Raw genomic sequence first — 24,648 nt, 5'->3', positions numbered from 1 at the left:
TCTCAGGCAGCATTGCGCGCGAGTTTCTTGCGCTCTGCATTGCCCCGCATCCGGCTCCAAACACGGATAAACATATCGATCTCTTCGTTGGTTGTTTCAGCCCCCAGACTGACCCGAATGGCCGATCCCGGTTCTGCAACACCCATTTCCTTCAACACGTGGCTTTCGCGCACCTTGCCCGATGAACAGGCCGATCCCGAACTGATTGCCACCCCGGCCAGGTCCATTGCCATCACCTGCGTTTCGCCGGGCATTCCGGGCAGGATCAGGCAACTGGTATTGCCAAGGCGCACCGCATCGCGACTTGCGATCACCACTTCCGGCGCTTCGGCCAGAATTTCGTTTTCCAAACGGTCCCGTTTGGCTGTTATGTCGGCGGCTTTCGTCAATTTCTCGTCAATCAACGCAGCGGCGGCACCAAAACCGGCAATTCCGGCAACATTTTCAGTTCCGCCACGGCGGTATTTTTCCTGGCCGCCACCGCGCATTTGCGGCACCAGCATCACACCTGGCGCAATGATCAGGGCGCCAACGCCCTTGGGTCCGCCAATTTTATGGGCAGAAACCGAAACCATATCGACCAGCAAGCGCCCCATGTCAACCGGCACCCGGCCAACGGCCTGCACCGCATCACAATGAATTTTCGCGCCATATTCACGGGCCAACAAGGCCGCCTGCGTCACAGGCTGGATCACACCGGTTTCGTTATTTGCCAGCATAATCGATACCAGTACATTTTCACCGGCATCACGGCACACCCTTAACATGTCTTCCAAAGTGCGAAGGTCAATGACCCCGTTGGCATCAACCGGAATGCGCTGCGCATCATTGCGCGCTTCCATCACCGATGGATGTTCGATTGCGCTGGTCAACACCACCACATTTTCCAGCCCGTTCAGGGCCAGATTGTTGGCTTCGGTGCCGCCACTGGTGAAAATCACCCGCTCAGAATCCCCGCCCACCATGTCGGCCACCTGACGGCGGGCACGGTCCACAATCTTGCGGGCTTCGCGCCCCGCCCCATGCACAGAAGACGGATTTCCGGCAACATCAAGGGCAGCCACCACCGCATCACGGGCGGCGGCGTTCAGGGGCGCACTGGCGTTAAAATCTAGGTAAACCGGCTGTTTCATCACGTCTTTTACTGGTTTCTTCGGGCTAAAGGTTCGTTCAAATCATGGGCGACAAGATTATTGGGCCGCCACCTGGGGCTCATGGACATCAATTGTTCGGCGGTCAAACATCCGGCCAACGCCCGATATCCGACGATCCACCACATCGGCCAAACTGACCGAGGACAGATAAAGATAAATCTGGTTGCCCAGTTCTTCCCACAATTCATGGGTCAGGCAACGGCCATGGTCAGCCTTGCAGCCCTTGGGCGAACCCGATTTGCACCGCGTTGCGCGAATGGGTTCATCAACGGCCAGGATCACGTCCGAAATGCGGGTTTCCTGGGCAGAACGTGCCAGCATGTAACCGCCACCTGGCCCGCGCACCGAACGTACAAGTCCACCTTTGCGCAATTTGCCAAACAGTTGCTCCAGATAGGACAGCGAAATTTCCTGACGCTCGGCAATGTCGGCAAGGGCAACCGGTCGATCCCGGCCGCTATCGGCCAGATCTACCATTGCCATCACCGCATAGCGGCCTTTCGTACTTAACTTCACAATGTGTCCTCCTGCCTGTGCATCGCATTATCAGACAATGCGCAGGCTTTCGATTTCAATGTGCCGCAAACAAACGGCGTTCGAACAGACCCGGCTTATTCCGAAGCGGCCACAATACGCGGCTTTTCCGACATAGCAGCAGGAGCCTGCCCACCGCCTTGTTGTTCGCCTTCAAGTTCCGCCACCCGCTGGCGCAATCCCTGAACGTCACGGGACAGATCTTCAAGCGCGCGGGCGATCGGGTCCGGCAAATCGCCAACCGGGGTGCCATAGGCACAGAACCGGTCGTCTTTTTCGCGGCGAACGATCTTGGCCGGGATGCCCACAACCGTCGCCCCTTCGGGGACTTCGGCCAGAACAACGGCATTGCCGCCGATGCGGGCATTACGGCGCACGGTAAACGGCCCCAGAATTTGCGCACCGGAACCAACGATCACACCGTCTTCCAGTGTCGGGTGCCGTTTCAAGCCGCGTTGACCGTCACTATCAACACTTGGCGCGGTCCCGCCCAGCGTGACGCCCTGATACAAGGTAACGTCATCGCCAATTTCGGCGGTTTCGCCAATAACAACCCCCATGCCGTGATCGATAAAAAATCTTTTTCCGATCGTCGCACCCGGGTGAATTTCAATGCCGGTCAGCCAACGGAAAATTTGCGATAAAAACCGCGACAGAATCCGAAAACCCCGCTTCCACAGCCAGTTGGTGACACGATATCCCATGATCGCATGAAACGCCGGGTAACTCAGCACGACCTCCAAACGGGACCGTGCTGCGGGATCGCGGGCGATCATCGCATCTATTTCCTGGCGAATTATCTTGAACATGGGGCAGTCCCCTGTGTAATAAGTAGCTTCGATTTCCGGTAACCGCCCGTATCGGCGTATCGTCGCGCAAGGCGCAACAAGCGTCGTTATGGCTGTCCGGTTGACCGAAATATAGGATAACCGAGTAACGTGGTCAAGTATTTGCCCCAAGCAATTTATGACAGCAGCACAAAAAAGCACACAAATCTACTCGGGTATATTCTTCCTACTGCACACACATTCGCGGACAGGAGCTGTCTGATCCATGCCTGAGGTCATTTTTAACGGCCCCGAAGGGCGCCTTGAGGGGCGTTATCATCATAACGGTGCCGACAATTCGCCTATCGCGCTTATTCTACATCCGCACCCGCAACAAGGCGGGACCATGAACAACAAGTTGTGCTTCAACCTGTTTAACATGTTCAAAGACCGCGGTTATTCCGTCATGCGATTTAATTTCCGTGGCATTGGCCGCTCGCAAGGCGTGTATGATCACGGCATTGGCGAACTGTCCGATGCAGCATCCGCCCTTGACTGGATGCAAACTTACAATACCAATTCGCGCTCTACCTGGGTGGCGGGGTATTCGTTTGGTGCATGGATCGGCATGCAGCTTTTGATGCGTCGCCCGGAAATCGACGGATTTATCTCGATTGCCACGCCCGCCAGCGATTATGACTTCACCTTTTTGGCCCCTTGCCCGTCTTCAGGCATTATTATTCACGGGACTCGTGATGAAAATGTGCCGTTAAGTTCGGTGACCAAGCTGGGTGACAAGCTGAATTCGCAAAAAGGCATCGAAGTCAGCATGTGCATGGTTGAAGGTGCTGACCACTATTTTGCCAAACAGCAAGAAGAAGTGGTTCGCCAGACATCATCCTATCTTGACAAGCGCGGCGCGTAAATCGCGCCTGTGCGATTTACGGCAACGTTCGTAAATCAGCGACACACAAAAGGGCTGCCTGGCATGTTCAGGCGGCCTTTTGTGTTCGATACAAACGCCCGCCCAAACACGGTGCGCTGACCCCGGTGGTGCCCGGAAAACTCAGCGGCAGGTTTTCCAAATGCCGCACGGCAAGATACCCGAAACATTCGGCCTCTACCGCATCCCCGTCCCAGTCCAGTTCATCCACGGACCGAACGGGAACCCCGAGATTTTCGCCCAGTTTTTTCATAACAAAGCGGTTATGACGCCCCCCGCCGCATATGAACCATTGCAAGGGTGCGACTGGCAAATGGTTAACCGCCGCCACAATGGCCGAAACGGTACATTGCGATAATGTTGCCGCTCCATCCGCCAGTGTCAGCCCGGCATCCGTGATCAGGCCATTAATCGTTGCGGCCATGTCCTCCCGATCCAGCGATTTGGGCGGGACCCGATCAAAATAGGCATCTTGCAGAAATGTCATTTCAACGAAAGAATCAACCTGGCCTGATAACGCCGTTGCCCCATCCTGATCAAACGGGTTGCCTGTATGATGCAACATCCAGTCATCAATCCGGGCATTTCCCGGCCCGCAATCAAAGGCAACAAGATCCTCGTTCGTGCCAATCCAGGTTACATTCGACACACCACCGATATTAAGCACCGCCACGGGCGCGTCGATGCCCGCACTTTTGATTAAGGCCGCATGATAAACCGGTGCCAAAGGCGCGCCCTGCCCCCCTTGCGCCACATCGGCCAGGCGAAAATCGGCAACAACGGGAATATTTGTAAGTTCCGCCAGCATATAAGGCGTTCCGATCTGGCGGGTGATCCCGCTTGCCGGTTCGTGAAAAACGGTCTGCCCATGAAAGCCAATCACGTCAATATCTGCGGCAACCATTCCGGCTTGTGCCAGCAATGCCGCCACGGCTTGCGCATGACATTTTGTCAGATCATCGGCGACAACATGTTCGCTGTTCGTGGCAGCACGGCTGCCAAAAAAGCCCCGTATTCTATCGCGCAATTGCGGTTCATAGGGAACGGAAACAAAATGCCCGGTGCGCCGAACTTCGACCCCGTCGGTTTCAACAATCGCGGCATCGACAGCATCCAGCGATGTTCCGCTCATCATGCCGATTGCCCGGTACCACTTGTTTTGCATCGGTTGCCTCCGCCGTGCATGTCCCACCATGTTTCAGCTTGCAGTCCAATCTGAAACAGAAATTTCCCCGCCTTTCTGATGCGGGCCTGCATTGTTCATGCAAACTGTTTAACATCCAATAACCGCGGGCCTCGCCCTGTAAAAACACGTTGTAAAATGCGCCGATGCGCGATGGTTGCTGTTTTTGCCGATTTTGTGCTAAATCATCGCCCGCAGGCTGGCACCATCGCCAACTGCTTCGTATTTGACAATCACAACATAACATAGCGCAAAAACAATGACTGAAATGAAGTCTGATTTTCTCCGCGTCATGAACGAACGCGGTTACATCCACCAATGCACTGATAACGAAGGCCTTGATGCCTATGCGTCAGAAAAAAAGGTGGTGTGCTATGTGGGTTATGATTGCACCGCAGACAGCCTGCATGTCGGGTCGCTGGTTTCGATCATGATGCTGCGCTGGCTGCAAAAATGCGGCCATAAACCCATTGTCCTGATGGGCGGCGGCACGACCCGCATTGGCGATCCCACCGGCCGCGACGATGCCCGCCCGGTTCTGACAGACGACATCATTGCTGGCAACATGGCCGGCATTCGCAAGATTTTTGAAAAATTCCTGACTTTTGGCGATGGTCCGACCGACGCCATCATGGTCAACAATGCCGACTGGCTTGACAGCATTAATTACATCAGCTTCCTGCGCGATTTTGGCCGTCATTTTTCGGTCAACCGCATGCTGAGCTTTGATTCCGTCAAGATCCGTCTTGAACGCGAACAGTCGCTGAGCTTTCTTGAGTTCAACTACATGATTTTGCAGGCTTACGACTTTGTTGAACTGGCCCGCAAATATGGCTGCGTTTTGCAAATGGGCGGATCAGACCAGTGGGGCAACATCGTTAACGGTGTTGAACTGGGCCGTCGCGTTGACGATGCCGCCTTGTTTGGCCTGACAACGCCACTGATCACCACCGCCTCGGGTGGCAAAATGGGCAAAACTGCGTCGGGCGCAATCTGGCTGAACGAAGAACGCTTGTCAGCCTATGATTACTACCAGTTCTGGCGCAATACCGAAGACGCCGATGTCATCAAATTCATGAAGCTGTTCACCGAACTGCCGATGGAACAGATTGCGGAATATGCCAAACTTGAAGGTGCGGCGATCAATGATGCCAAAAAGATACTGGCATTTGAAGCCGTGAAGTTATGCCGGGGCGAAGATATCGCCCATGCGGCTGCCGAAACTGCCCGCAAAACGTTTGAAGAAGGTGTTCTGACCGACAGCCTGCCGACAGTCGAAATCGCCAAAGCCGAGCTTGATGACGGCATCCCGGCGTTTGACCTGTTCCGCCGTGCCGATCTGGCAAAAACCGGTGGCGAAGCGCGACGCCTTGTCAAAGGTGGCGGTGCCAAAATCAATGACGAAAAGGTCGATGACGAAAATCTTGTCATTACCTCGGCGGCGATTGACGACACTGGCGTGATCAAACTTTCAGCAGGTAAAAAACGCCATGTTCTGATCCGCCCGGTCTGATCTGGTAGCCCTGCTGAATGAATAAAACGCCCTGGCACACCAGTGTCAGGGCATTTTTTTAAAGCATATTTCCTTTAATCGCAGGAACAACCCGGAACAGGGGGTAATCCGTCACATGTTTTCGCCGTTTATCCCGGTTTGGCCCCGGTAATCAGGTTGCGGAACACACCTGGCACAATGGTCGATAGCGGATTAACCACAATGTTGGGGTTTTCAACCGCACCTTCCACGGTGTAAGTCGGGGCAAACACGCCGCCGCCTTCCTCACCCACCAGCAAATCCCCAATAAGCGGGATTTTACCCAATACCGAATTTAACGCATAAAACGGCACAATCGACCCGGCAATCCTGATTTCGTCGGTCGCCAAATCAATGCTGCCATTCGCCGTCACACCGATTGCAGCACCGTTTGCCGCCACCTTGGTAAGCGAAAGCACATCGTTGGAATAGGTAAATTCACCATCCATCGCATCAAAGATAATGCCTTTACCCTGCAATGAATCAACCAGCCCCAACAGGGATGCCGCATTCAAAACCCGCGCGCCTAACGGTGCATTCACAATACGGAAATTGTCGATATGCGCGGTGCCGGTAAAGGGCTGCGAATATTTACGATCATCGACAAGGCCTTGCACTTTCATTTTACCCTCGCGCAAGTCGCCATACAAATCGATCGCGGCCAGAAAACGACCCGCATCATCGGTGGTTACCTGCACCTTGCGCTTGCCACCGGCAACCGGTTCAACCTGGGCAAAGACATCGGCAGTACCATTCAGTTTGCCGTTTAAAACAATCGAACGCCATTCGTCTCCTTCAACATGGATCGATCCCTTTACCGCCGTCACCACCTGGTCACGGGCGGCCAGCAGTTCGCCGACATCAAGAAAGATTTTTTTCTTCCCTCCCCGGCGAGATGTCTGTTCGCCAATCCCCCCGCTTTCGGGGCCCTTGGGGGCTGTTTCGGCCGACGTGTCGGTCTTTTTGCCATCACTTCCGCCTTTGCCATCTGATGACGCCCCAACAAGCCACGGGCGGGCATCAAACCTGTCGGCAACGACTTCAATTTCAGAATCATCCTTCAGGCGGCTATAGGTAATCTTGCCGTTTTCAATAACCGCATTATCACCCTTGGCATAAAACCGTTTGGCTTCCAGATTGATTTTAATCGTCGGAAATTCAAGCGTCTGGCCGACGCTATTGCCCGCACCATTATCCACGGCCGTGTCATCTGCTTGCCCCGTTGGCGAAGAGGCGGCAGCGTCCTTTGGCCTGCCATTTGCCGTCAAAAACCGGCGCAGATCAATCTGGTCACCAGTCAGATCAACCTGCAAGGCGCCATTGTCTTTGACAATCAACGTCCCCGAAAGCCCGCTATTTTGACGGAAATGCCCATTCGCCAGGTCAAAATGAACTTTATCGTCCAGTTTGTTATCCCCGCGCCAGCGTCCGCTGGCCAAAATGCCAACATCGGGTGCTGTCAGATCAAAATTACGTACAACACCGCTGCCGTCCGGCTTAAACACAACGTCAAATCCCAGCTTTCCGGGCGTTTGCACATCCTTGTGATAGTCTGCCTCGGCAATATCAACGATACTGTTGGCAATGTCAGTCTTGCCTGAAACCTCAACATCCCCGGCACGGATCACCTTGATTTCAACATTGCCATCCGCCGTGCCGTGCAGAAACGATGACACATCAATGCCAATGTTATTTAAAGCGCTCAGGTCAAACGTGCCGCCCAGTTGATAATGACTGGTGAGCGGCGTTTTATCGTCGAAACTTTCAACCCAGTCGATGGTGTTCTGGCCCTGCCCCAGCTTGGCATCACCTTTAAGTTCCAGTCCCTTGGTGTTGACCTGCAATTCAAAATTGCCATCCGCAATATCAAGATCGCGAAACACCTTGGTCACAGTGGCCTTGTCTATCCGCGACGCGGCGGCAACCTCAACATCGTCAAAGCTCAGATCCGACAGCAACGGAAACGACAATTTGACCCGGGTTGACTGGCTGCCGGAAAGCTGTTTGGGATCAATCCCCAGTTTTTTGGCAAATCCCAAAGGTTCATGATCGATCAGGTTCATGGCATCGCGCACACCGCCATGAACAACAAAATCAATATTTGCCCATTCATTGTCGGTATCAAGACTGGAAAAAACCAGTTTTGCGCTGTCAACATTGATACCATTTGCCGCACCACTATCGACAAAAATGCTGAAACTGTTGGCATCAAATTCGGCCCGCCCTGCGGCCTGTGTCACCTTGGGCATACCGGGCAAATACTGCACATCGATACCAGACATGGTCATATCGCCGTTGACATGATCAATCGCTGCATTGCCATCGGGGCCGCGATGCATGGCAAGGTCAATCTGCGCGCGCTGAACCCCACCGCCCGACAGGTTTTTAATCACCCATTCGCGCGGGTTATCCCCCAGTGTTTCAGGCCAAAGGTTGGGTAAATCATCGGTCGCAACATTTGTTACTGCGGCATTAAGCTGCACCGCCCAATTGCCCAGCGGATGATCAATTTCTGAATTCATCTCAAGCCCGATTTTGCCAGTTTGCACCTTAACATCGTTAAAGGACAATTTACCGGGCACATAGATCAGGGTCGCCTTGCCACCATCAATATCGTAAACCGAATTAAGCGGGGTGGGCAATTGCACCCTTCCTGCACCCGCTTCAAGGCGGGCAACAACATTTTGCACGCTGCCATTCGCGCCCAGAATGACATCAAAATCCCCCGACACCGGTAAATCAAACCGGTCCAGACCAATAAATTCCGACGATATCGTTGAAAGCGACGCCGGGATCACCTTGCTGATATGTGTTTTCAGGTCAATGCGCTGATCCCGGGTGGAATAGCTGGCCGTTGCCGAAACATCCGTGGTCATTTCCCCGGCGGTGACCGACATTTTCATATCGGCATCAATGCCCGCCGGGCTGCGCGACAAACGAATATCGGCATCTGGCGCAGACCACACCACGCCCAAAAGCCGGTCTTCAACCTTCAGGTCGGCCTTGTAGATACCAAAACTCTCAAAATAGGCCGCAGCGGGAAAATCCTCTGCTTCGCCCGACAAAATCGCCACAACCCTGCGCATAATAACACTGCCCGACACCAGTTCCTGCTCGGTCATGTCACCGGCTTGGCCGCTGGTTCCGGCAGCATCGCCATCACTTGGCGATATCACAGCATCTGGTGCTATATGGCCGACGGTGCCCGTTGCCGCGCCATCGGCACCTGGCATAGTTGTGCCATCGGCACCCGGCATAGGCGAACCATCGGCACCGGGCAAAATTGTGCCGCTGGCATCTGGCACACCGGTGTTTTTTGCCTCATCGGCACCTGGCAGAACATTCGCCAGATCGCCCGACAAACCGACATCAAAACGGCCATCGCTATGGCGCACCAGTCGCATACGCGGTGCAATCAGGTCTATCTCGCGCAGGGCCAAAACGCCGTCAAAAAGGGCACGACTGGAAAAAACAACATCGGCAGCAGGCATCCGCAGCATTTCGCGACCATTGGCCTGGCGCACGGAAATCTGGCGCATACGGACGTCGAATTTTTCTTCCCATCCGCGCCACACCAGCACCATGTCTTCGACATCGAATTTCAGATCACCGGAACTTTTATTGAGTTCTGCAAGAATATAGGGCGCAAACCGGTTTAACGATACCGGCCCCTGTGACAGTCGCCATATCAATACCCCGGAGAACACACCGACAAACAGAACGCAAAATGCGAACAGGGATGCCATAACCCGGGAAGCTTTTTTAACGCGCCTCAATGACCTGTTTTCTCCAAACCCGCTTACATCCAGTTTTTCTGATCAAAGCATTAACGCAGAACAAGGCAAAGGGTTTCCGTGATTTTGCCTTAAATTAACACTGATCTGATCCCGATTGTTGTTTACAGGGCCTTTTTGTCATCTCCAAGAGAGGTTATGACTAAAGTGTGATTTAACATCAAAAAGATGCTGCCAGAATGCCGTTCCGGGCAAATGGCGCCGGAAATGTGCAAAACAACCAAAGGAAGGCCCATCGTGACCCTTGCCTGGACCCAACAGACGCTGCCAGCGCCCTTTGACGCTGAACGGTGCAAAACCGGCTTTGAACGCTGGCTTGATCTTGCGCGCAAACCGATATGGGAAAACATGGCCGACCGGTTTGCCCAAATGGCCGAGGAGCCCGCACACCGTGCTGTTCTGGCGGCCCTGTTTGGCAACAGCCCCTATTTGACCAGCCTGGCCCTGCGCGACCCCGACATGATTGCACAGGCCTTTGACAATGGGCTGGATCACGCGTTTGACCTGGCACTGGACGATGTTAAAATCGCCGCCAGTGCGGCCGGCACCGATCAGGCAAATACCATGATGCGCGTGCGCCGCGCCAAGCGCCGGGCCGCCCTTGTCATCGCCCTGGCAGATATCAGCAAAAGCTGGGATCTGGTGCAGGTGACTGCGGCGATTAGCAAAACTGCTGAAATCACATTGAATTACACGCTGGCCCATTGTCTGTCGGCCACGGCACGCCAGCGCAATCTTGATATCCCCCACCCCGATGACCCCCTGCGCGAATGTGGCATCTATGCCATTGGCATGGGCAAACTCGGTGCCAACGAACTTAACTATTCATCCGATATCGATCTGATTTTTTTATATGACGGCGAAAAAATCGGCTGGGTTGACCCGGACAGGATGCAGCAAATTCTGGTGCGCATGGTGCGCGATGTTACCCGCATCATGGAAGAACGCACCGGCGACGGTTATGTTTTTCGCACCGATTTGCGCTTGCGCCCCGACCCGGCATCAACCCCGCCGATCCTCTCGGCACTGGCAGCAGAAACCTATTACGAAACCGTAGGCCAAAACTGGGAACGGGCCGCCATGATCAAGGCCCGCATCGTTGCGGGCGATTACACCGCCGGGCAGGCATTTTTAAAAATCCTGCGCCCGTTTGTCTGGCGTAAACATCTTGATTTTCTGGCAATCCAGGACATTCATTCGATCAAACGGCAAATTAATGCGCTGCGCGGTGGTAGCAAGGTTAATGTGCCGGGCCATAACATTAAACTTGGCCGTGGTGGCATTCGCGAGATTGAATTTTTCGCCCAGACCCAGCAATTGATCTGGGGCGGGCGCGAAGTGTCCTTGCGGTGCAAAAGCACATGCGATGCCCTGCGCGAATTATGCGACTTCAAACAGATATCCGAAACCGTGCGCGATGAACTGCTGGAAGCCTATGAATTTTTGCGCATTGTCGAACATCGCCTGCAAATGACCCATGACCAGCAAACCCAAACCCTGCCCGAAACCGAGGAAGGCCTTTCTGCACTGGCATGTTTTCTGGGATACGACACCAGCGACGCCTTCAAAACAGACCTGATGGGCTATTTGCGCCGGGTCGAATCACATTATGCCGAATTGTTTGAAGAAGATTCCCCGCTGGGCGGCAGCGAGGGCAGCCTGGTTTTCACCGGCACCGAAGACGACCCCGAAACCATCAAACAATTGCACCAGATGGGCTTTGAAAATGCCAGCATGATTTCCACAACTGTTCGTGGCTGGCATCACGGGCGCTATCGCGCCACACGGTCGCGCCGGGCACGCGAGATTTTAACCGAACTGATGCCAACCCTGTTAAAATCATTGTCGGAAACCACCAATCCCGATATGGCCTTTCGCGCCTTTGACGAGTTTTTAAAGGGTCTGCCTGCCGGGGTGCAGTTATTCTCGCTGCTAACCGCCAACCCGGAACTGTTACGCCTGCTGGCCCAAATCGCCGGGACAGCCCCCCGCATGGCCAAATATCTGGGGCGCAATGCCAGCGTACTGGATTATGTTCTGATGTCGGGCTTTGATGATGAATTGCCCAACGCGAAAACCATGCTGGTGCAGCTTAACGAACAACTGTCCCAGCCCGGCGCGGAAATGGTGGAACAATGGCTTGATATTGCGCGGCAATGGGCCAACGATCAGAAATTCCGCATCGATGTGCAAACCATCCATAACCGCCACACGCCCCATCAGGCCGGGCGGGCGCTGGCCGACGTCGCCGACGTTTCCATTCGCGGATTATTTCCGCGCATCGCCAGTGATTTCGCCCAAAAACATGGCGGGTTTGATGAAGGCGGGCTGGCGGTATTTGCCCTTGGCAAACATGGCGGGCAGGAACTGTCGCCCGGTTCCGACCTCGATATGGTTTTTGTCTATGACGTGCCCGAGGGATGCGATGAATCCGATGGCGAAAAACCCCTGTCGCCGGGTCATTATTTTATCCGCCTTAGCCAACGCTATATTAACGCATTGTCGGCCCCCACAGCCGAAGGAGTGCTGTTTGAAACCGATTTGCGCCTGCGCCCCAGCGGCAGCAAAGGGCCACTCGCCTGCCATTTCAACAGTTTCGATGCCTATCAGAACAACGAAGCATGGACATGGGAACATATGGCATTAACCCGCCTGCGCCCGGTTTATGGCCCGGAAAAACTTCAACAAAAGGTTATGGACTGCACACGCAAGGTTTTATGCAAACAGCGCGATCCTCATAAACTGGTGCGCGATGTTTATGATATGCGCAACCGCATGGCGGCCAGCAAAGGCACCGATCAGGCGTGGGATATAAAATTGCGCCGGGGCGGACTGGTTGATCTGGAATTTATTGCGCAATATTTGCAGTTAAACCACGCCCATGATCACCCCGAAATTTTATCCTCGACCACGCGCAAAGTTCTTAAACGCCTGGGCAGGGCGGGCATTTTACCTGCCAACGAAGCGGCATGGCTGGCAAATGCCGCGTCGTTCTGGTTGGCATTACAGGCCATGATCCGCCTGACCACCGAGGGCCGGTTTAACCCCGACAATGCCAGCACCGATTTACGTCGCATGTTGGCCAGCGCCGGCCAATGCGAAGATTTTGCCAAACTGGAACAAAAACTGACCGACACCGCACACGAGGTAAAACAGGTCTATGACCGCCTGATCACCGAACCGGCCGAAAAACTGGGCCCGGTTGCCCCGCCAGACTGAACCGTTTTCCCCCAACGACCCTATAATATCCCGGAAATGACAACGCCTCAAAAACAAGGATCACACCCATGAGCATTGCAGTTGGAGATAAAGCCCCTGATTTTGACCTGCCGACCGATGGCGGCGGCCATGTAAAATTGTCCGATTTGCGCGGTAAGCCGGTGGTGATTTATTTCTATCCCAAAGATATGACGCCGGGCTGCACCACCGAATCATGTGACTTTCGCGACCAGAACCCCGATTTTGCGGCGCTGAATGCCAAAATCATCGGCATTTCAAAAGACAGTGCCGCTCGCCACGACAAATTCAAGGCCAAGCATGATTTGAACTTCACCCTGGCCTCGGATGAAGAAAGCGATACCTGCGAAAAATACGGTGTGTGGAAAGAAAAAAGCATGTATGGCAAAAAATACATGGGGATCGAACGCACCACAGTGCTGATTGATGGCGAAGGTGTCATTCGTAATATCTGGGAAAAAGTGAAGGTCAAAGGCCATGTCGACGCGGTTTTGGCCGCAATCAAAGCCCTTTGAGGCACCTTTCGTAGCATGACGTTACACGACTGGCCGCAACCCTGATATTTGCGGCCAGTTCCATTTTAACTTACCCGTTTTGCTGCCGGTTGGCGGCCTGATGGCCTTACCTGCCAAAGAATAATTTTCTATTTTGCTGCATATTTCCATTATTATTGTTTAATTTCAATTCATTGAACAAATTCAGAAAGTTTGCATCGCATGGCGCATGCATCTTGCAAGTGCGGGTTAATAATATGATATTCATGAATTGGGAGTTTATACGACCGTCATGTGGCGGTCGGGACAGACAATTTGAACGTATGCATGGCGGGACCCGTTAATGAGCAAGAATGTCGTTGATCTTGACGATCAAATGTTAGCCGATTTCAAGGATGAAGCCCGCGATATCATCAGCAGTCTTGACGTGCATTTGCAAAATGCCCATTCGCAAGCCAACCGCGATAGCATTCTTACGGCAATTCAGCGCGAAGTTTTTAACTTGCGATACAAGGGCAAATCGGTAAACGCCCCGCTGATCAACCTGACCAGCCACCGCCTTGCCGATTATGTCACCAGTTGCCGCGAATTAACCGATGATTCCATCGCCGACATTCAGTCTTTCGTCGACAAGATCGAAGGCATTTTAAGTGGCGATATTTCCGGCACCAGCACCGATTCCGCAGAATTTGTCCGCGAACTGCCCTCCAAACGCGCCCCCGATATTGACCCGGCCTGGCTGAGCAAAACCAATGTCGAAGCGCTTCTGGTGATTCCGCAACGCTCGATGGCAGCGATTGTGGAACGCGAACTGGCCGCCTGTGGCTATCGCAGTTCGGCCACCCAGTCTTCGTTCGAGGCATTGGAACTTGCCGTTCGCACCCGGCCCGATTTTATCATTGTTGCCAAAACAATTGATGATCTCGACGGTGTTGATCTGGTCAGCGCCTTGCAAGCCATGCCCAAAACCCGCGACATTCCAACGGCTGTTTTAACCTCCGATGCCCTTAATCATGCCTCCTTGCGTGATTTGCCATTTCGCACCGCCATCATCCGCAAAGGTGCGCCCTTTGGCGACGACCTGGCCGAAGCCCTGGCACGCTTTAATATCACCTGATCGGATGCCGCCCGCGGCGGTGATCAAACCGCGCGGGTATCCAAACGCCATTTGACGACAAAAACGGACCATGCGACACAGCACAGGTCCGTTTTTCATTATCATCTTCGCCGCCACCTGCTATGGAAACCATGTCCCAAACCCTTGCATCCGCCGCCAAACAAGCCCTTTTAACCGTGGACCCCACGCAAAAGGCCCATCTAAGCATCGACCAGGCGCGACAATGGCGCAAAGGTATCATTACCGAGGTTGGCCGGGAAGACCTGCCCGACCGACCGGCGCGCCCGGCCAAACCCGAAACCTTACCGCCCAACAAAATGCCCAAACGCAGCAAGGGCGGGATAAAGGGGCGCATTGGTTTATTGCACGCACTGGCCCATATCGAACTTAATGCCATTGACCTGGCATGGGATATTGCCGTGCGTTTCCCCGACGAAAACATGCCGCGCGATTTTCATGATGCCTGGGTTCAGGTTGCCGCCGACGAAGCCAAACATTTTCTGATGCTGACCAAACGGCTCGGCGAATTGGGGGCGGCCTATGGCGATTTGCCCGCCCATGATGGCCTGTGGCAAAGCAGCATGGAAACCGCCTATGACCTTCTCGCCCGCCTTGCCGTGGTGCCGATGGTGTTTGAAGCCCGCGGGCTGGATGCCACACCGCCAACCGTCGCCCGCCTGATCGCCAATGGCGACCCCGAAAGTGCCGAAATTTTAAAGCTGATCGCCGCCGAAGAGGTCGCCCATGTCAGTGCGGGGCGCAAATATTATGAAATGATGTGCGACAAGCGCGGCCTGCCCTATTACACCACCTGGCACGCCCTGTTGCGCAAACATTTACGCGGCCCGCTTAAGCCGCCGTTTAATGACGAAGCCCGCTATGACGCCGGTATGCCGCCAGATTATTACCAGGATTATGTTCTGGAATTGCCCGGCGAAGGGGATGACGCCGAAGGCACGGCCTAAACTCACAAACATTACTGCCGGGCAACGTCCCCCGGCAGTAATGCCCCTGTGCCATACCCGACTGACCTGTTATCCCGACATCTCAAGACGAAACCTTACACGGACCAGCGACTTTACCGGGAACCGGCAGGGTACGAGACGACCCGCGAAACACGGCAATATAAAGCCCCAGCCCGATCAACACCGCCCCGCCAATCTGAACAACACCAATATCGCTTCCTAAAATAACGGCAGACAATATCAACCCCGATAACGGGTTAATCAAATGGGCGGCGGCGGCCTTGCTGGCCCCGAACCGTTTGATCAGATACAGCCACATAAACATCGCACCTAATGTAATCACGACCGCCAGATACAAAATCGCCATCAAGGTTTGCAAATGCAGTGCCGCCTGCCATTGCACCAGTTCGGGGGCCCGAAACAACGCCAACGGCACCAAAACCAGCCCGCCCACCAGCGATTGCCAAAAATTGACATCCACCGGCGATGCCGCAACCGATCGTGCCCGCAAATAAACCGTGCCAAAGGCAAAGGCTACCGTGCCGCCAAAGGCCATGGCATAGCCCGTCAGCATGTCCATGCAGGTTGTACCAGCACGTGCCATCGTTATCCCCGTTCCAGGCTGCCACACAGCAACACCAGCCACACCCACAATACAAATGACAAAACCAGTCAGCCTTTGTGCATTCAAAGTTTCCTGCCCGATTAAAACAGCAACCACGCTGGTTAATAGCGGCGCACAACTAATGATAACGATCAGCACCGGCGCGGGCACTGTTTGCAATGCCAAAAAACTCAACCCCAAATACAGCGCATTATTCAAGACACCGGCAATGGCGCCAAAACGCATGACCGGCCTTTGCAAAAAATGCCATCTGCCGCGCAGCACAAACGGCAGCAAACAAGCCGCGCCCACCAAAAAACGAATGGCAAGCAACACAATCGGATCAAGATCGGCAATCGCGCCCTTGCCAACGACAAAGGCCGATGACCACACCAGGCTAAAGCCCGCAAACAACCCAACGATACGTCCCATCAGACAGTTCCTTTGTTCATTGAAAAACATTGCCCGAAGTTTGCCCGCCGCTGCTTCAATTGGAAAATTAATTAAAAAGACGATCAAATCAGTTATAGTGATTTGATGAATATATGCCTTTGCCCCTCACACATCAGCCACGGTAACCCGCCATGATATCTCGCAACGTCAACCATTCCCTGCCATCCCCGGCCCTGCGCCTTGATGACCGGCGGATCACGCTGGAGCAATTACGCACCTTTGTCGCTGTTGCCGAAATGCTGGATTTTCAGCTTGCCAGCAATGCCTTAATGCGCAGCCAGTCTGCCATTACCCAAAGCCTGCAAAAACTGGAAGAAATCCTGTGCTGCCGCCTGATTAACCGGCGACGCGGCCAGGTCGCCGATTTAACCAGGGATGGCAGGCGGCTTTTACCCATGGCGGAAGAAATTTTATCGCGCCTGTCTGCCGCCATCGACAGCTTTCGCCAGCCCGAATTACAAGGTCGCGTGCGGTTGGGCGTGCCCGATGATTTTCCGCTTGGCAACATCGCCAACGCGGTGCGACGCTGTATGGAAATCAACCCGTTTTTGCGGGTCGAGGTTACATCTGCGCTCTCATCGCACGTGTGCGAGCAATACCGGCAAGGCAATATCGACATCATCATTTATAAAAATATGGCTTCTGCCATCGCCCCGGAAACCCCGGATCGCCCCACACCAAATCTTGCAACGAACACGGTTTTGCATCGCCAACCGCTTGGCTGGATCGCATCAAAAACCATATCGCCCGATCTCGATGGCGACATTGCCCTCGTCACTTTTCCCGATGGCTGTGCCTATCGCGCTGCCGCAATTGCCGCGATTGAACAAGCTGGCAAAGGTTATTTTAACGCCTATCGCAGCGCGTCTTATCACAATATCCGCCAGGCGATTTCTGCCGGGCTGGGTATTGGCATCCTGCCGCACGATGCCAAGAGCGAGGACCACGTTATTTTAAACCAGCCCGACATTTTGCCCCCCTTGCCCGACATCGACCTGACCCTGACCTACGAGCAGAAAAATCCGCTTTTTAGCCAGTTTGTAAACCAGCTTATGCGCAATAGCGACTTTGCCATTGCCCATGCTGCTTAACGCAGCGCTGGCGCTACGAGATAAATTAGAAGCATTTGATGTAACGCAAGGCCACACCGGGATGAACTGCTATCATGTTGCCCTGTGATAACCCCGGTTATCGCCAGCCATAAACATATCAGGAGGGACGAACATGCCTGCCACAATGAAAGCCGCCGTCGCGCGCGAATTTGGCAAACCCCTGTCAATCGAAGACGTCACCATTCCCAAAGTGACCCCCGGCACCATTCTGGTTAAAATCGAAGCATCGGGCGTTTGCCACACCGATTTGCATGCCGTTGAAGGCGACTGGCCGGTCAAACCAAACCCGCCCTTCATTCCTGGTCATGAAGGCGTTGGTGTTGTTGCCGAAATTGGCGCAGGTGTTAAATCGGTCAAGGTTGGCGACCGTGTCGGCGTGCCGTGGCTGTATTCGGCCTGCGGGCATTGCCATCACTGCATCACCGGCTGGGAAACCCTGTGCGGCGAGCAAATCAATACCGGCTATTCCATCAATGGCGGCTTTGCCGAATATGTTCTGGCCGATCCCAACTATGTCGGCCACTTACCCGATACGCTTGAATTTGGCAATGCGGCCCCGGTTCTATGTGCCGGTGTCACGGTTTACAAAGGCCTGAAAGAAACCGAATGCAAACCCGGTGAAACAGTTGTCATTTCCGGCATCGGTGGCTTGGGCCACATGGCCGTGCAATATGCCAAGGCCATGGGCATGAAAGTTATCGCTGTTGACATCACCAACGAAAAACTGCAACTCGCCAAAGACCTCGGTGCGGACTGGACGCTGAACGCCGCCGAAACCGATGTGGTTGCCGAAGTGCAAAAACAGATGGGCGGTGCCAATGGTGTGCTGATAACGGCGGTATCTAACAGTGCCTTTAAACAGGGCGTTGGCATGCTGGGCCGTCACGGCACCATGGCGCTCTGCGGCCTGCCACCGGGAACGTTCGAACTCGATATTTTTGATACCGTCCTGTCACGCAAAACCATTCGCGGCTCCATCGTCGGCACCCGTGCCGATTTGCAAGAAGCCCTGGAATTTGCCGGTGACGGCAAAGTGCATTCGCACTTCACCACCGAACCGATTGAAAACATCAATTCCATTTTCGACCGCATGCGTGGCGGCAAAATCGACGGTCGCATCGTTATGACGATCTGACCTGTCGCAGCTTCGCCATCCACACCCATTAATGCCGTGCCGGTTTCACCCCCGGTGCGGCATTTTCGACTTCAAAACCACTCATGCCCTGCAAAATTCAGCTTCTCCCATTAGCTCTTCCCCGGCATAGAACTAACACAATAACGCAATCTCTTGCTGACTGCAGAATTGAATAAATCTGAGCATCATTAAACCTACCCGGCGTCATCCAGATCTTATCGCTTGTAAAACCCGATAATGTCACTCAGGGAAGATTTTCATACAACGGCAGAAGCCATCTCAATGATATTTTTCATCATCATCTTAATTCAATCGCCCTGAGAGCCCAAGACTACGTAAACCCGTTCCGTCAGAATTCATGATAAACATTTCATAATTCCCTCGGCGTTTCGGATGATCATTCGCCAAAAAGACAATTTTTTTCCCATCTGGCGAAATAGAATAAGTCAATATTGAAGATTTTAAATCGGTCAGTCTTATTTCCTGACCGCCAGACAGGGAAAAAAAATCATAATTCCAGGAGCCTCGAGCATTATCAATGCGGTTAGTCACTGCTATAAAAACAATATCCCCGTTCCTGCTTATCGATGGTTTCGTTGAATAAGGATACCCTTGCACAACTGGCACTAGCTCTTGGTGCTCCAGCGACATTATAAAAATATAATTGCTACCAAATTTTTGATCATATTCACGATAACCAATGGGTTTGCGAGGACCCTGGCCAGAAAAAATAAACCTCTCTCCATCGGGAAAATATTGAGGATACAACAAATGGTAAAATTGAAAATCAGTTAACTGTCTGATATCCCGTGAAACCAAGTCAATTTCGAAAACATCCTGATCCACATTTTTTTTTGTCGATCCCGTTTCGGGTAATGGAGAAAAAACAAATAGAATTTTACTACCATCTGGAGAGAAACTGGGAGTAGTACGACTGCCTTTTCCTTCAGTAAGCTCTACCTCCTCCCGACCATTGGCATCAAGAACGACAATCTGTGACTGATAGGGACCGTAAGATTTTGACGCTACAATGTGCTTCCCATCAGGCGAAAATGATGGATAGGAAAGTCTGGAGTTTTCAGGGGTTTCCATAAAGGTATGAACATTGGTCTCAATATCCAGAAAACCAAGGCCGTTCTTCCCCCTCACATTTCGCTCCCGGAATACCAGTGTTTTCCCGTCAGGCGAAAACGAAGGGTCGCCATAAACCGGATCGTTATCAAACATCACACACGCGCTATTCACGACTACAATCGAAAATATAAAAACAAATTTAAATAATAATAAAATTTTCGATTGCGATTTAAATTCATAAATTTTCCTCAAAATATTTTTCAAATTAAAACCCCATTCATTAAAATTTTGATCCAATTGGAAATAATATCTCATTCTTTTGCCCTTAATGACCTTCGCCAGGATCAGCGCACAAATCAATCACGGCAGCATGTTGCCCGCCGTTACCAGTGATCCAGTCGCCATCGCGCCAGCTTTTTGCGTAATTTCCCGCCACTTTGCACCCATCCGGTGAAACAGCAGGCTTCTGGAATGTCCCGCGCCGCACCAAATGCGCCACGCCATCGTCCGTTACCAGATAACTGGCTGGCCCCCCTGCCCAAAAAAAGAAAATTCCTTTTGCCGTTATTACCGGTACAATATCAGCATAAACTTTTGACCATTCCCCAAACGGCAAACAATATTTCCGGCTTCTGCCATCCGGCCAAACCGCCCAAATGGCATAGCAATTGGTTTTCTTCCAAATATCATCAGGGCTGATATGCATGGTGTACCCCATACAGTTCCACGTCATCAGCCCCTTCAAAAAGGGATTGTAACGTGTGCAGCTATGCCATGCTTCACTGCCGGAAATATCAAGATGAATTAATTCACCACTTTCAGGATGCAGCACATCCAACTTGGCATTCCGTGGATCATCGTCTCCGTAATCGCCAAACAGCAAAAAACCTTCACCGGGCGCAAATGGCTTCCAGCGGCGATTTAATTTTTTATTGTATTCGTTTACGACGATAGAACAGTCAGCATAGGATATTGCCGCAGCGTTAAATCCATATCTCTCTTCCGCAGGACGAACGACACTTCGAATTTCAATTTTCTCTTCTTCTCCGACAGGACCTTGATAAACGTAAACCTGATCTTGAGTTTTATTTCTCTCCGCAGAATATTTAATCCTGCCCAGACCCGCACAAAAAGCGGGATTATGTTCAGGATTATGTTCAGGATTCTCTCTCACTGGATAAGTCATCTCCCGCTGACCTACCGTCCATAGGAACAGCTTGTCACCTTGTGCCGAAAGCGCACGTTGCTGCTCTTGCGTCTTGGGAACAGAGTTCGAATTATAACCGGAATAGAACACTCGGCTATTATCGATCCAAAAAATTGCAGATCCAAATGATCCTTGCCCAGACAACCTCTCCGTCACATAAAATTTATGCGGAACATCCCCTGTGTCAGACTGCAAAAGATATTTCCAATCCGGCACCCAAATGACCAAAGCGCCGATGCAAGCCCACGCAACAGCACTGCCTTTATTGTGCCGCACCCAGCGCCACAGATGCTTAATATGTCCGCCCGGTCTACGATCCGATTTAATCATGAAATCCCCCCCCCGCCCGATTTCGATAAGTATGCACAGTAATAGAACCAAAGACACCTGTCCAAACTGGGGAGAGAGATGCTGTTTTAGCACTCAAACATGGGTATATGCGGGGGAGATTTGTATAGCAGCCCGCCTTTCTTTTACCGTGCGACTTACAAGTCGCGCCCGCAAAACGGGTCTTCGCTGTAATACCGTACCGGCACGTCAGGGCCGACAATGGCGGAAACCCGGTTTATCCAGGTTATAAGTGCGCCATAAGAAGTCATTTCAAGACCGGCTTCATGCGCGAGATGAACATAGGCATAAACCGCAATATCGGCGATAGAATAACCGTCGTTGGCCAGAAACATATGATCCTGCAAATGGGTATCAAGCAAACCCAGGACATGTTTTGCGCTTTCCCGCCGCCGGGGTAATTGCGCGGCATTTCGATCATTTTTACCGGTCAGATTCCAGTGCCGCAGGCAAGCAATGGTTGACTGAACATAGTCCGTTTCAAAAAAGAGCCACTGGCTGACTTTGGCTTTTTGCCACGCATCATCGGGCAGGTATTTCGTACCCTGTGCCAGATAAAGCAGAATGGCATGTGATTCCGCCAGGCATCGCCCGTCATCAAGCTCCAGCACCGGCACCGCACCGGCAGGGTTTTTCAACATAAAATCAGGCGTATGACTTTCGCCCTCAAAAATGGACACCCAGACCGTTTCATAGTCAATATTCAGATGCGCGCAAAGCTGACGGACTTTCCAGGCATTTTGCGACCCGGCATAATCATATAACTTCATAACCAACCTCGTTTCAGGCACAAAAAATGGATTCCCGCATTCGGCAATGCAGGTGACAGGATTAAAAACTCGGATGTTTTGGGGATCAGACGTGCTTGCGCGCCATTTCTGCCTCGTGATCAAGCAGCCATTTTTTGCGCGCAAGGCCCCCGGCATAACCGGTCAGCGTGCCATCCGCGCCAATCACCCGATGGCAGGGTACAATGATGGAAACCGGGTTAAGCGCATTGGCCCGGGCCACCGCGCGCACCGCTTTGGGGTTGTCAAGGCTTGCCGCCAGTCCACCATAAGAAACGCTGGTTCCCGATGGAATTTCGATCAGCGCCTGCCAGACTGATTTTTGAAAATCCGTACCGCGTAAATCAATCTCCGCGATTGGCAAGGCCATCACCCGCCCGGCAAAATAGGCATCGAGCCACGCCAGGACCGATAACGGAGCAAAGCTGCTGTCGCACCAGTCGATCTTTTTAAACCGGCGTGATGAAATCAAATGCAGACGGTCATCATTCTCTTCAAAATCAAGATGCACCAGCCGCCCATTGACCGAGGCCAGACTAAACTGACCAATCGGGCTGTCATAACGGGCGACGTCAATTCGGGTGGTTGAGATCATGATCAATTTCCTTGTTCTCGCTTTGCGCATCGGGGATCAGGGCCGACCATAGATATTGCGCAGCATAGGCCCGCCACGGTCGCCACAGGAGCGACTGTTTTTCCAGTTCTTTGGCCGTTGCCGGGCCACCGCCCAGCGCCGACCCTTTGAGAATGCCAAGATCAGCGGCCGGAAAAGCATCCGGGTCGCCCAAACCGCGCAGGGCAAAATAATTCAGCGTCCACGGACCAATCCCCTTGATCGCCGCCAGATCGGCGAGAATGTCGTCGCTGCTACGATCCTGCATGTTGGTACGGGCAAACAGGTCAATCACATCGCCCAATGTTTGCGCCCGGCGCTTTGTCAGCCCGATGGAGACTAAATCGTGCCCTTGCAGGATTTCGGGTTGGGGAAATAAATGCGTAATACCCGTACCTGCCACCAGATGATCGGGCAAGGCCTGGCCGTATTGCGCCACAATGCGCCCGGCCAATGTGCGCGCCGCCGCCACCGAAACCTGCTGGCCCAATACGGCGCGAACGGCCAGTTCAAACCGGTCCCAACACCCAGGTACGCGCAGGCCCGGGCGGCATTTTACCAACGGTGCCAATAACGGGTCGTCGGCAAAGACGGCGCAAATTGCGATCATATCGGCATCAAGATCAAACAGGCGGCGCACCCGCCCGCCCAGATCCAGCAAACTGCTGCGATCTTCGCCGCGCAGACAAATTTCAACGCTGCCATTGCGTAAAAACCGGCAAATCATAAGGCCCGGTGCAGCACCCGGCAAAAACCCGCGCGCGTAATAATCATCGCCCACCGCCTCCAGCCCCGGGATGGCTCGCGCCCGAAAAAACCCCAGTAAAAAGTCGCTGTCAAAAGGCTGACGGGGTTTAAGGCGCAACACCATATCGTCTTTTTGAAGCTGCATCGGATTATTATTCCCTGATGTGATTTTCGCGCCTGCAACATCCTTTATGCCGCGCCGAAAGGCCGTTGGCGCATGACCATAGGCAATTTTCATGGCATCGTTGAAGCGACGCAAACTGCCAAAACCGGCAATATCGGCAATTTCTGTCATCGAAAGGTTGCTATCCGCAATCAGTTGGCGCGCGCGTAGCAACCGGCGTGCCTTGGCATGATCTTGTGGACTAACACCGGTATGATCCTTGAAAATACGCCGTAAATGCCGCGCCCCAAGGCCCAATCGGTTGGCAAGGTCTTCAACCGAACCATCGGTAAGGGCCCCTTCCTCGATCAGGCGCACGGCCCGGCGCACGGTTGCATGCACACCAGCCGCCGCCGCACTGCCCGGTGCGGCTTCGGGCCGACAGCGCAAACAGGGGCGAAATCCGTGCGCCATCGCAGCTTCGGCCGTGGGGAAAAAAGTAACATTTTGCCGCTTGGGCGTTACCGCCGGGCAAATGGGCCGACAAAAAATGCCGGTGGTTTTAACCGCAGTATAAAACCGCCCGTCAAACCGGTTATCACGCGCCAGCAAGGCGGCATAACAAATGTCATCGCTGATCTGTTCCATGCCCGAAGTTTAGCAGAACGGCGCATAAATACTCGCCAATTTCGGACTCTGACATTTACCAGCGGGCCAGGTTGCCCCAAAACAAAAGCCGCGCCAA

At 53.1% G+C, this 24,648-nt stretch carries 19 protein-coding genes; 8 read left to right on the top strand and 11 right to left on the bottom strand.

The annotated features are described in order from the left end of the window. Positions 1 to 2: 2 nt before the first annotated feature. The 3 genes from AAC086_RS11450 to cysE form a co-directional block, all read right to left on the bottom strand. Entirely contained in the window at positions 3 to 1,133 is a 1,131-nt protein-coding gene (locus AAC086_RS11450) for a cysteine desulfurase family protein (protein ID WP_339778801.1), read from the bottom strand. Positions 1,134 to 1,190: 57 nt separating this feature from the next. Beyond that, on the bottom strand, positions 1,191 to 1,670 hold the full coding sequence (locus AAC086_RS11445; RefSeq protein WP_339778800.1) for an Rrf2 family transcriptional regulator: 480 nt from the start codon (positions 1,668 to 1,670) through the stop codon (positions 1,191 to 1,193). 95 nt (positions 1,671 to 1,765) lie between these two features. Then, positions 1,766 to 2,497, bottom strand: coding sequence for a serine O-acetyltransferase (gene cysE, locus AAC086_RS11440; protein WP_339778799.1), 732 nt, complete (start codon positions 2,495 to 2,497; stop codon positions 1,766 to 1,768). 244 nt (positions 2,498 to 2,741) lie between these two features. Here cysE and AAC086_RS11435 point away from each other — a divergent pair, with 244 nt between their 5' ends. Beyond that, on the top strand, positions 2,742 to 3,380 hold the full coding sequence (locus AAC086_RS11435; protein ID WP_339778798.1) for an alpha/beta hydrolase: 639 nt from the start codon (positions 2,742 to 2,744) through the stop codon (positions 3,378 to 3,380). Between the two features lie 67 nt (positions 3,381 to 3,447). On the opposite strand, the gene AAC086_RS11430 is transcribed toward AAC086_RS11435, so the two are convergent. After that, positions 3,448 to 4,563, bottom strand: a complete 1,116-nt coding sequence (locus tag AAC086_RS11430; RefSeq protein ID WP_339778797.1) for an anhydro-N-acetylmuramic acid kinase — start codon at positions 4,561 to 4,563, stop codon at positions 3,448 to 3,450. Between the two features lie 277 nt (positions 4,564 to 4,840). Between AAC086_RS11430 and tyrS the strand changes: the two genes are divergently transcribed. Further along, complete coding sequence (tyrS, locus tag AAC086_RS11425) at positions 4,841 to 6,094, top strand: tyrosine--tRNA ligase (RefSeq protein WP_339778796.1); 1,254 nt, start codon at positions 4,841 to 4,843, stop codon at positions 6,092 to 6,094. A 128-nt stretch (positions 6,095 to 6,222) separates the two neighbouring features. Here the strand turns inward: tyrS and AAC086_RS11420 are convergent, their stop codons facing one another. Beyond that, on the bottom strand, positions 6,223 to 9,858 hold the full coding sequence (locus AAC086_RS11420) for an AsmA-like C-terminal domain-containing protein (RefSeq protein WP_339778795.1): 3,636 nt from the start codon (positions 9,856 to 9,858) through the stop codon (positions 6,223 to 6,225). Between the two features lie 285 nt (positions 9,859 to 10,143). On the opposite strand from AAC086_RS11420, the gene AAC086_RS11415 reads away from it, so the two are divergent. The 4 genes from AAC086_RS11415 (at position 10,144) to AAC086_RS11400 (ending at position 15,719) form a co-directional block, all read left to right on the top strand. Next, positions 10,144 to 13,125, top strand: a complete 2,982-nt coding sequence (locus AAC086_RS11415) for a bifunctional [glutamine synthetase] adenylyltransferase/[glutamine synthetase]-adenylyl-L-tyrosine phosphorylase (protein ID WP_339778794.1) — start codon at positions 10,144 to 10,146, stop codon at positions 13,123 to 13,125. Between the two features lie 68 nt (positions 13,126 to 13,193). Beyond that, positions 13,194 to 13,658, top strand: coding sequence for a thioredoxin-dependent thiol peroxidase (gene bcp, locus AAC086_RS11410; protein ID WP_339778793.1), 465 nt, complete (start codon positions 13,194 to 13,196; stop codon positions 13,656 to 13,658). Positions 13,659 to 13,980: 322 nt separating this feature from the next. After that, positions 13,981 to 14,754, top strand: coding sequence for a hypothetical protein (locus AAC086_RS11405; protein ID WP_339778792.1), 774 nt, complete (start codon positions 13,981 to 13,983; stop codon positions 14,752 to 14,754). Between the two features lie 131 nt (positions 14,755 to 14,885). Then, positions 14,886 to 15,719, top strand: coding sequence for a ferritin-like domain-containing protein (locus AAC086_RS11400; protein WP_339778791.1), 834 nt, complete (start codon positions 14,886 to 14,888; stop codon positions 15,717 to 15,719). Between the two features lie 82 nt (positions 15,720 to 15,801). Here the strand turns inward: AAC086_RS11400 and AAC086_RS11395 are convergent, their stop codons facing one another. Beyond that, complete coding sequence (locus AAC086_RS11395; protein ID WP_339778790.1) at positions 15,802 to 16,755, bottom strand: DMT family transporter; 954 nt, start codon at positions 16,753 to 16,755, stop codon at positions 15,802 to 15,804. 152 nt (positions 16,756 to 16,907) lie between these two features. Here AAC086_RS11395 and AAC086_RS11390 point away from each other — a divergent pair, with 152 nt between their 5' ends. Together AAC086_RS11390 and adhP are read left to right on the top strand one after the other, a co-directional pair. Continuing rightward, the gene (locus tag AAC086_RS11390; RefSeq protein WP_339778789.1) at positions 16,908 to 17,867 is read left to right on the top strand and encodes a LysR family transcriptional regulator; all 960 of its coding nucleotides are present in this window, start codon (positions 16,908 to 16,910) and stop codon (positions 17,865 to 17,867) included. A gap of 133 nt (positions 17,868 to 18,000) precedes the next feature. After that, complete coding sequence (adhP, locus tag AAC086_RS11385) at positions 18,001 to 19,023, top strand: alcohol dehydrogenase AdhP (RefSeq protein WP_339778788.1); 1,023 nt, start codon at positions 18,001 to 18,003, stop codon at positions 19,021 to 19,023. A 303-nt stretch (positions 19,024 to 19,326) separates the two neighbouring features. Here adhP and AAC086_RS11380 read toward each other — a convergent pair whose 3' ends face one another. From AAC086_RS11380 to AAC086_RS11360, 5 genes are all read right to left on the bottom strand, one after another. After that, positions 19,327 to 20,412 (bottom strand): hypothetical protein, encoded by a 1,086-nt coding sequence (locus tag AAC086_RS11380; protein ID WP_339778787.1) that lies wholly within the window; start codon positions 20,410 to 20,412, stop codon positions 19,327 to 19,329. 10 nt (positions 20,413 to 20,422) lie between these two features. Beyond that, positions 20,423 to 21,634 (bottom strand): hypothetical protein, encoded by a 1,212-nt coding sequence (locus tag AAC086_RS11375; protein ID WP_339778786.1) that lies wholly within the window; start codon positions 21,632 to 21,634, stop codon positions 20,423 to 20,425. 155 nt (positions 21,635 to 21,789) lie between these two features. Then, complete coding sequence (locus tag AAC086_RS11370; protein WP_339778785.1) at positions 21,790 to 22,422, bottom strand: glutathione S-transferase family protein; 633 nt, start codon at positions 22,420 to 22,422, stop codon at positions 21,790 to 21,792. Positions 22,423 to 22,507: 85 nt separating this feature from the next. Beyond that, a complete protein-coding gene (locus AAC086_RS11365; RefSeq protein ID WP_339778784.1) occupies positions 22,508 to 23,035 on the bottom strand; it encodes a methylated-DNA--[protein]-cysteine S-methyltransferase in 528 nt (175 codons plus the stop codon). Further along, entirely contained in the window at positions 23,013 to 24,551 is a 1,539-nt protein-coding gene (locus AAC086_RS11360; RefSeq protein ID WP_339778783.1) for a DNA-3-methyladenine glycosylase 2 family protein, read from the bottom strand. Before AAC086_RS11360 ends, AAC086_RS11365 begins: the two co-directional genes overlap by 23 nt. Positions 24,552 to 24,648 lie beyond the last annotated feature (97 nt).

The sequence above is a fragment of the uncultured Thalassospira sp. genome (assembly GCF_963976115.1).
GTDB lineage: Bacteria > Pseudomonadota > Alphaproteobacteria > Rhodospirillales > Thalassospiraceae > Thalassospira.
Note: the sequence above shows the minus strand (reverse complement) of the source record. Positions and strands in the feature narration are given on the sequence as shown.

What these genes read in the sequence shown, in the direction of transcription:
- AAC086_RS11450 (WP_339778801.1), bottom strand. Translation starts at nt 1,133, where the DNA reads ATGAAACAGCCGGTTTACCTAGATTTTAACGCCAGTGCGCCCCTGAAC.
- cysE (WP_339778799.1), bottom strand. Translation starts at nt 2,497, where the DNA reads ATGTTCAAGATAATTCGCCAGGAAATAGATGCGATGATCGCCCGCGAT.
- AAC086_RS11435 (WP_339778798.1), top strand. Translation starts at nt 2,742, where the DNA reads ATGCCTGAGGTCATTTTTAACGGCCCCGAAGGGCGCCTTGAGGGGCGT.
- AAC086_RS11430 (WP_339778797.1), bottom strand. Translation starts at nt 4,563, where the DNA reads ATGCAAAACAAGTGGTACCGGGCAATCGGCATGATGAGCGGAACATCG.
- tyrS (WP_339778796.1), top strand. Translation starts at nt 4,841, where the DNA reads ATGACTGAAATGAAGTCTGATTTTCTCCGCGTCATGAACGAACGCGGT.
- AAC086_RS11420 (WP_339778795.1), bottom strand. Translation starts at nt 9,858, where the DNA reads ATGGCATCCCTGTTCGCATTTTGCGTTCTGTTTGTCGGTGTGTTCTCC.
- bcp (WP_339778793.1), top strand. Translation starts at nt 13,194, where the DNA reads ATGAGCATTGCAGTTGGAGATAAAGCCCCTGATTTTGACCTGCCGACC.
- AAC086_RS11405 (WP_339778792.1), top strand. Translation starts at nt 13,981, where the DNA reads ATGAGCAAGAATGTCGTTGATCTTGACGATCAAATGTTAGCCGATTTC.
- AAC086_RS11400 (WP_339778791.1), top strand. Translation starts at nt 14,886, where the DNA reads ATGTCCCAAACCCTTGCATCCGCCGCCAAACAAGCCCTTTTAACCGTG.
- AAC086_RS11395 (WP_339778790.1), bottom strand. Translation starts at nt 16,755, where the DNA reads ATGGGACGTATCGTTGGGTTGTTTGCGGGCTTTAGCCTGGTGTGGTCA.
- AAC086_RS11390 (WP_339778789.1), top strand. Translation starts at nt 16,908, where the DNA reads ATGATATCTCGCAACGTCAACCATTCCCTGCCATCCCCGGCCCTGCGC.
- adhP (WP_339778788.1), top strand. Translation starts at nt 18,001, where the DNA reads ATGCCTGCCACAATGAAAGCCGCCGTCGCGCGCGAATTTGGCAAACCC.
- AAC086_RS11380 (WP_339778787.1), bottom strand. Translation starts at nt 20,412, where the DNA reads ATGAGATATTATTTCCAATTGGATCAAAATTTTAATGAATGGGGTTTT.
- AAC086_RS11375 (WP_339778786.1), bottom strand. Translation starts at nt 21,634, where the DNA reads ATGATTAAATCGGATCGTAGACCGGGCGGACATATTAAGCATCTGTGG.
- AAC086_RS11370 (WP_339778785.1), bottom strand. Translation starts at nt 22,422, where the DNA reads ATGAAGTTATATGATTATGCCGGGTCGCAAAATGCCTGGAAAGTCCGT.
- AAC086_RS11365 (WP_339778784.1), bottom strand. Translation starts at nt 23,035, where the DNA reads ATGATCTCAACCACCCGAATTGACGTCGCCCGTTATGACAGCCCGATT.
- AAC086_RS11360 (WP_339778783.1), bottom strand. Translation starts at nt 24,551, where the DNA reads ATGGAACAGATCAGCGATGACATTTGTTATGCCGCCTTGCTGGCGCGT.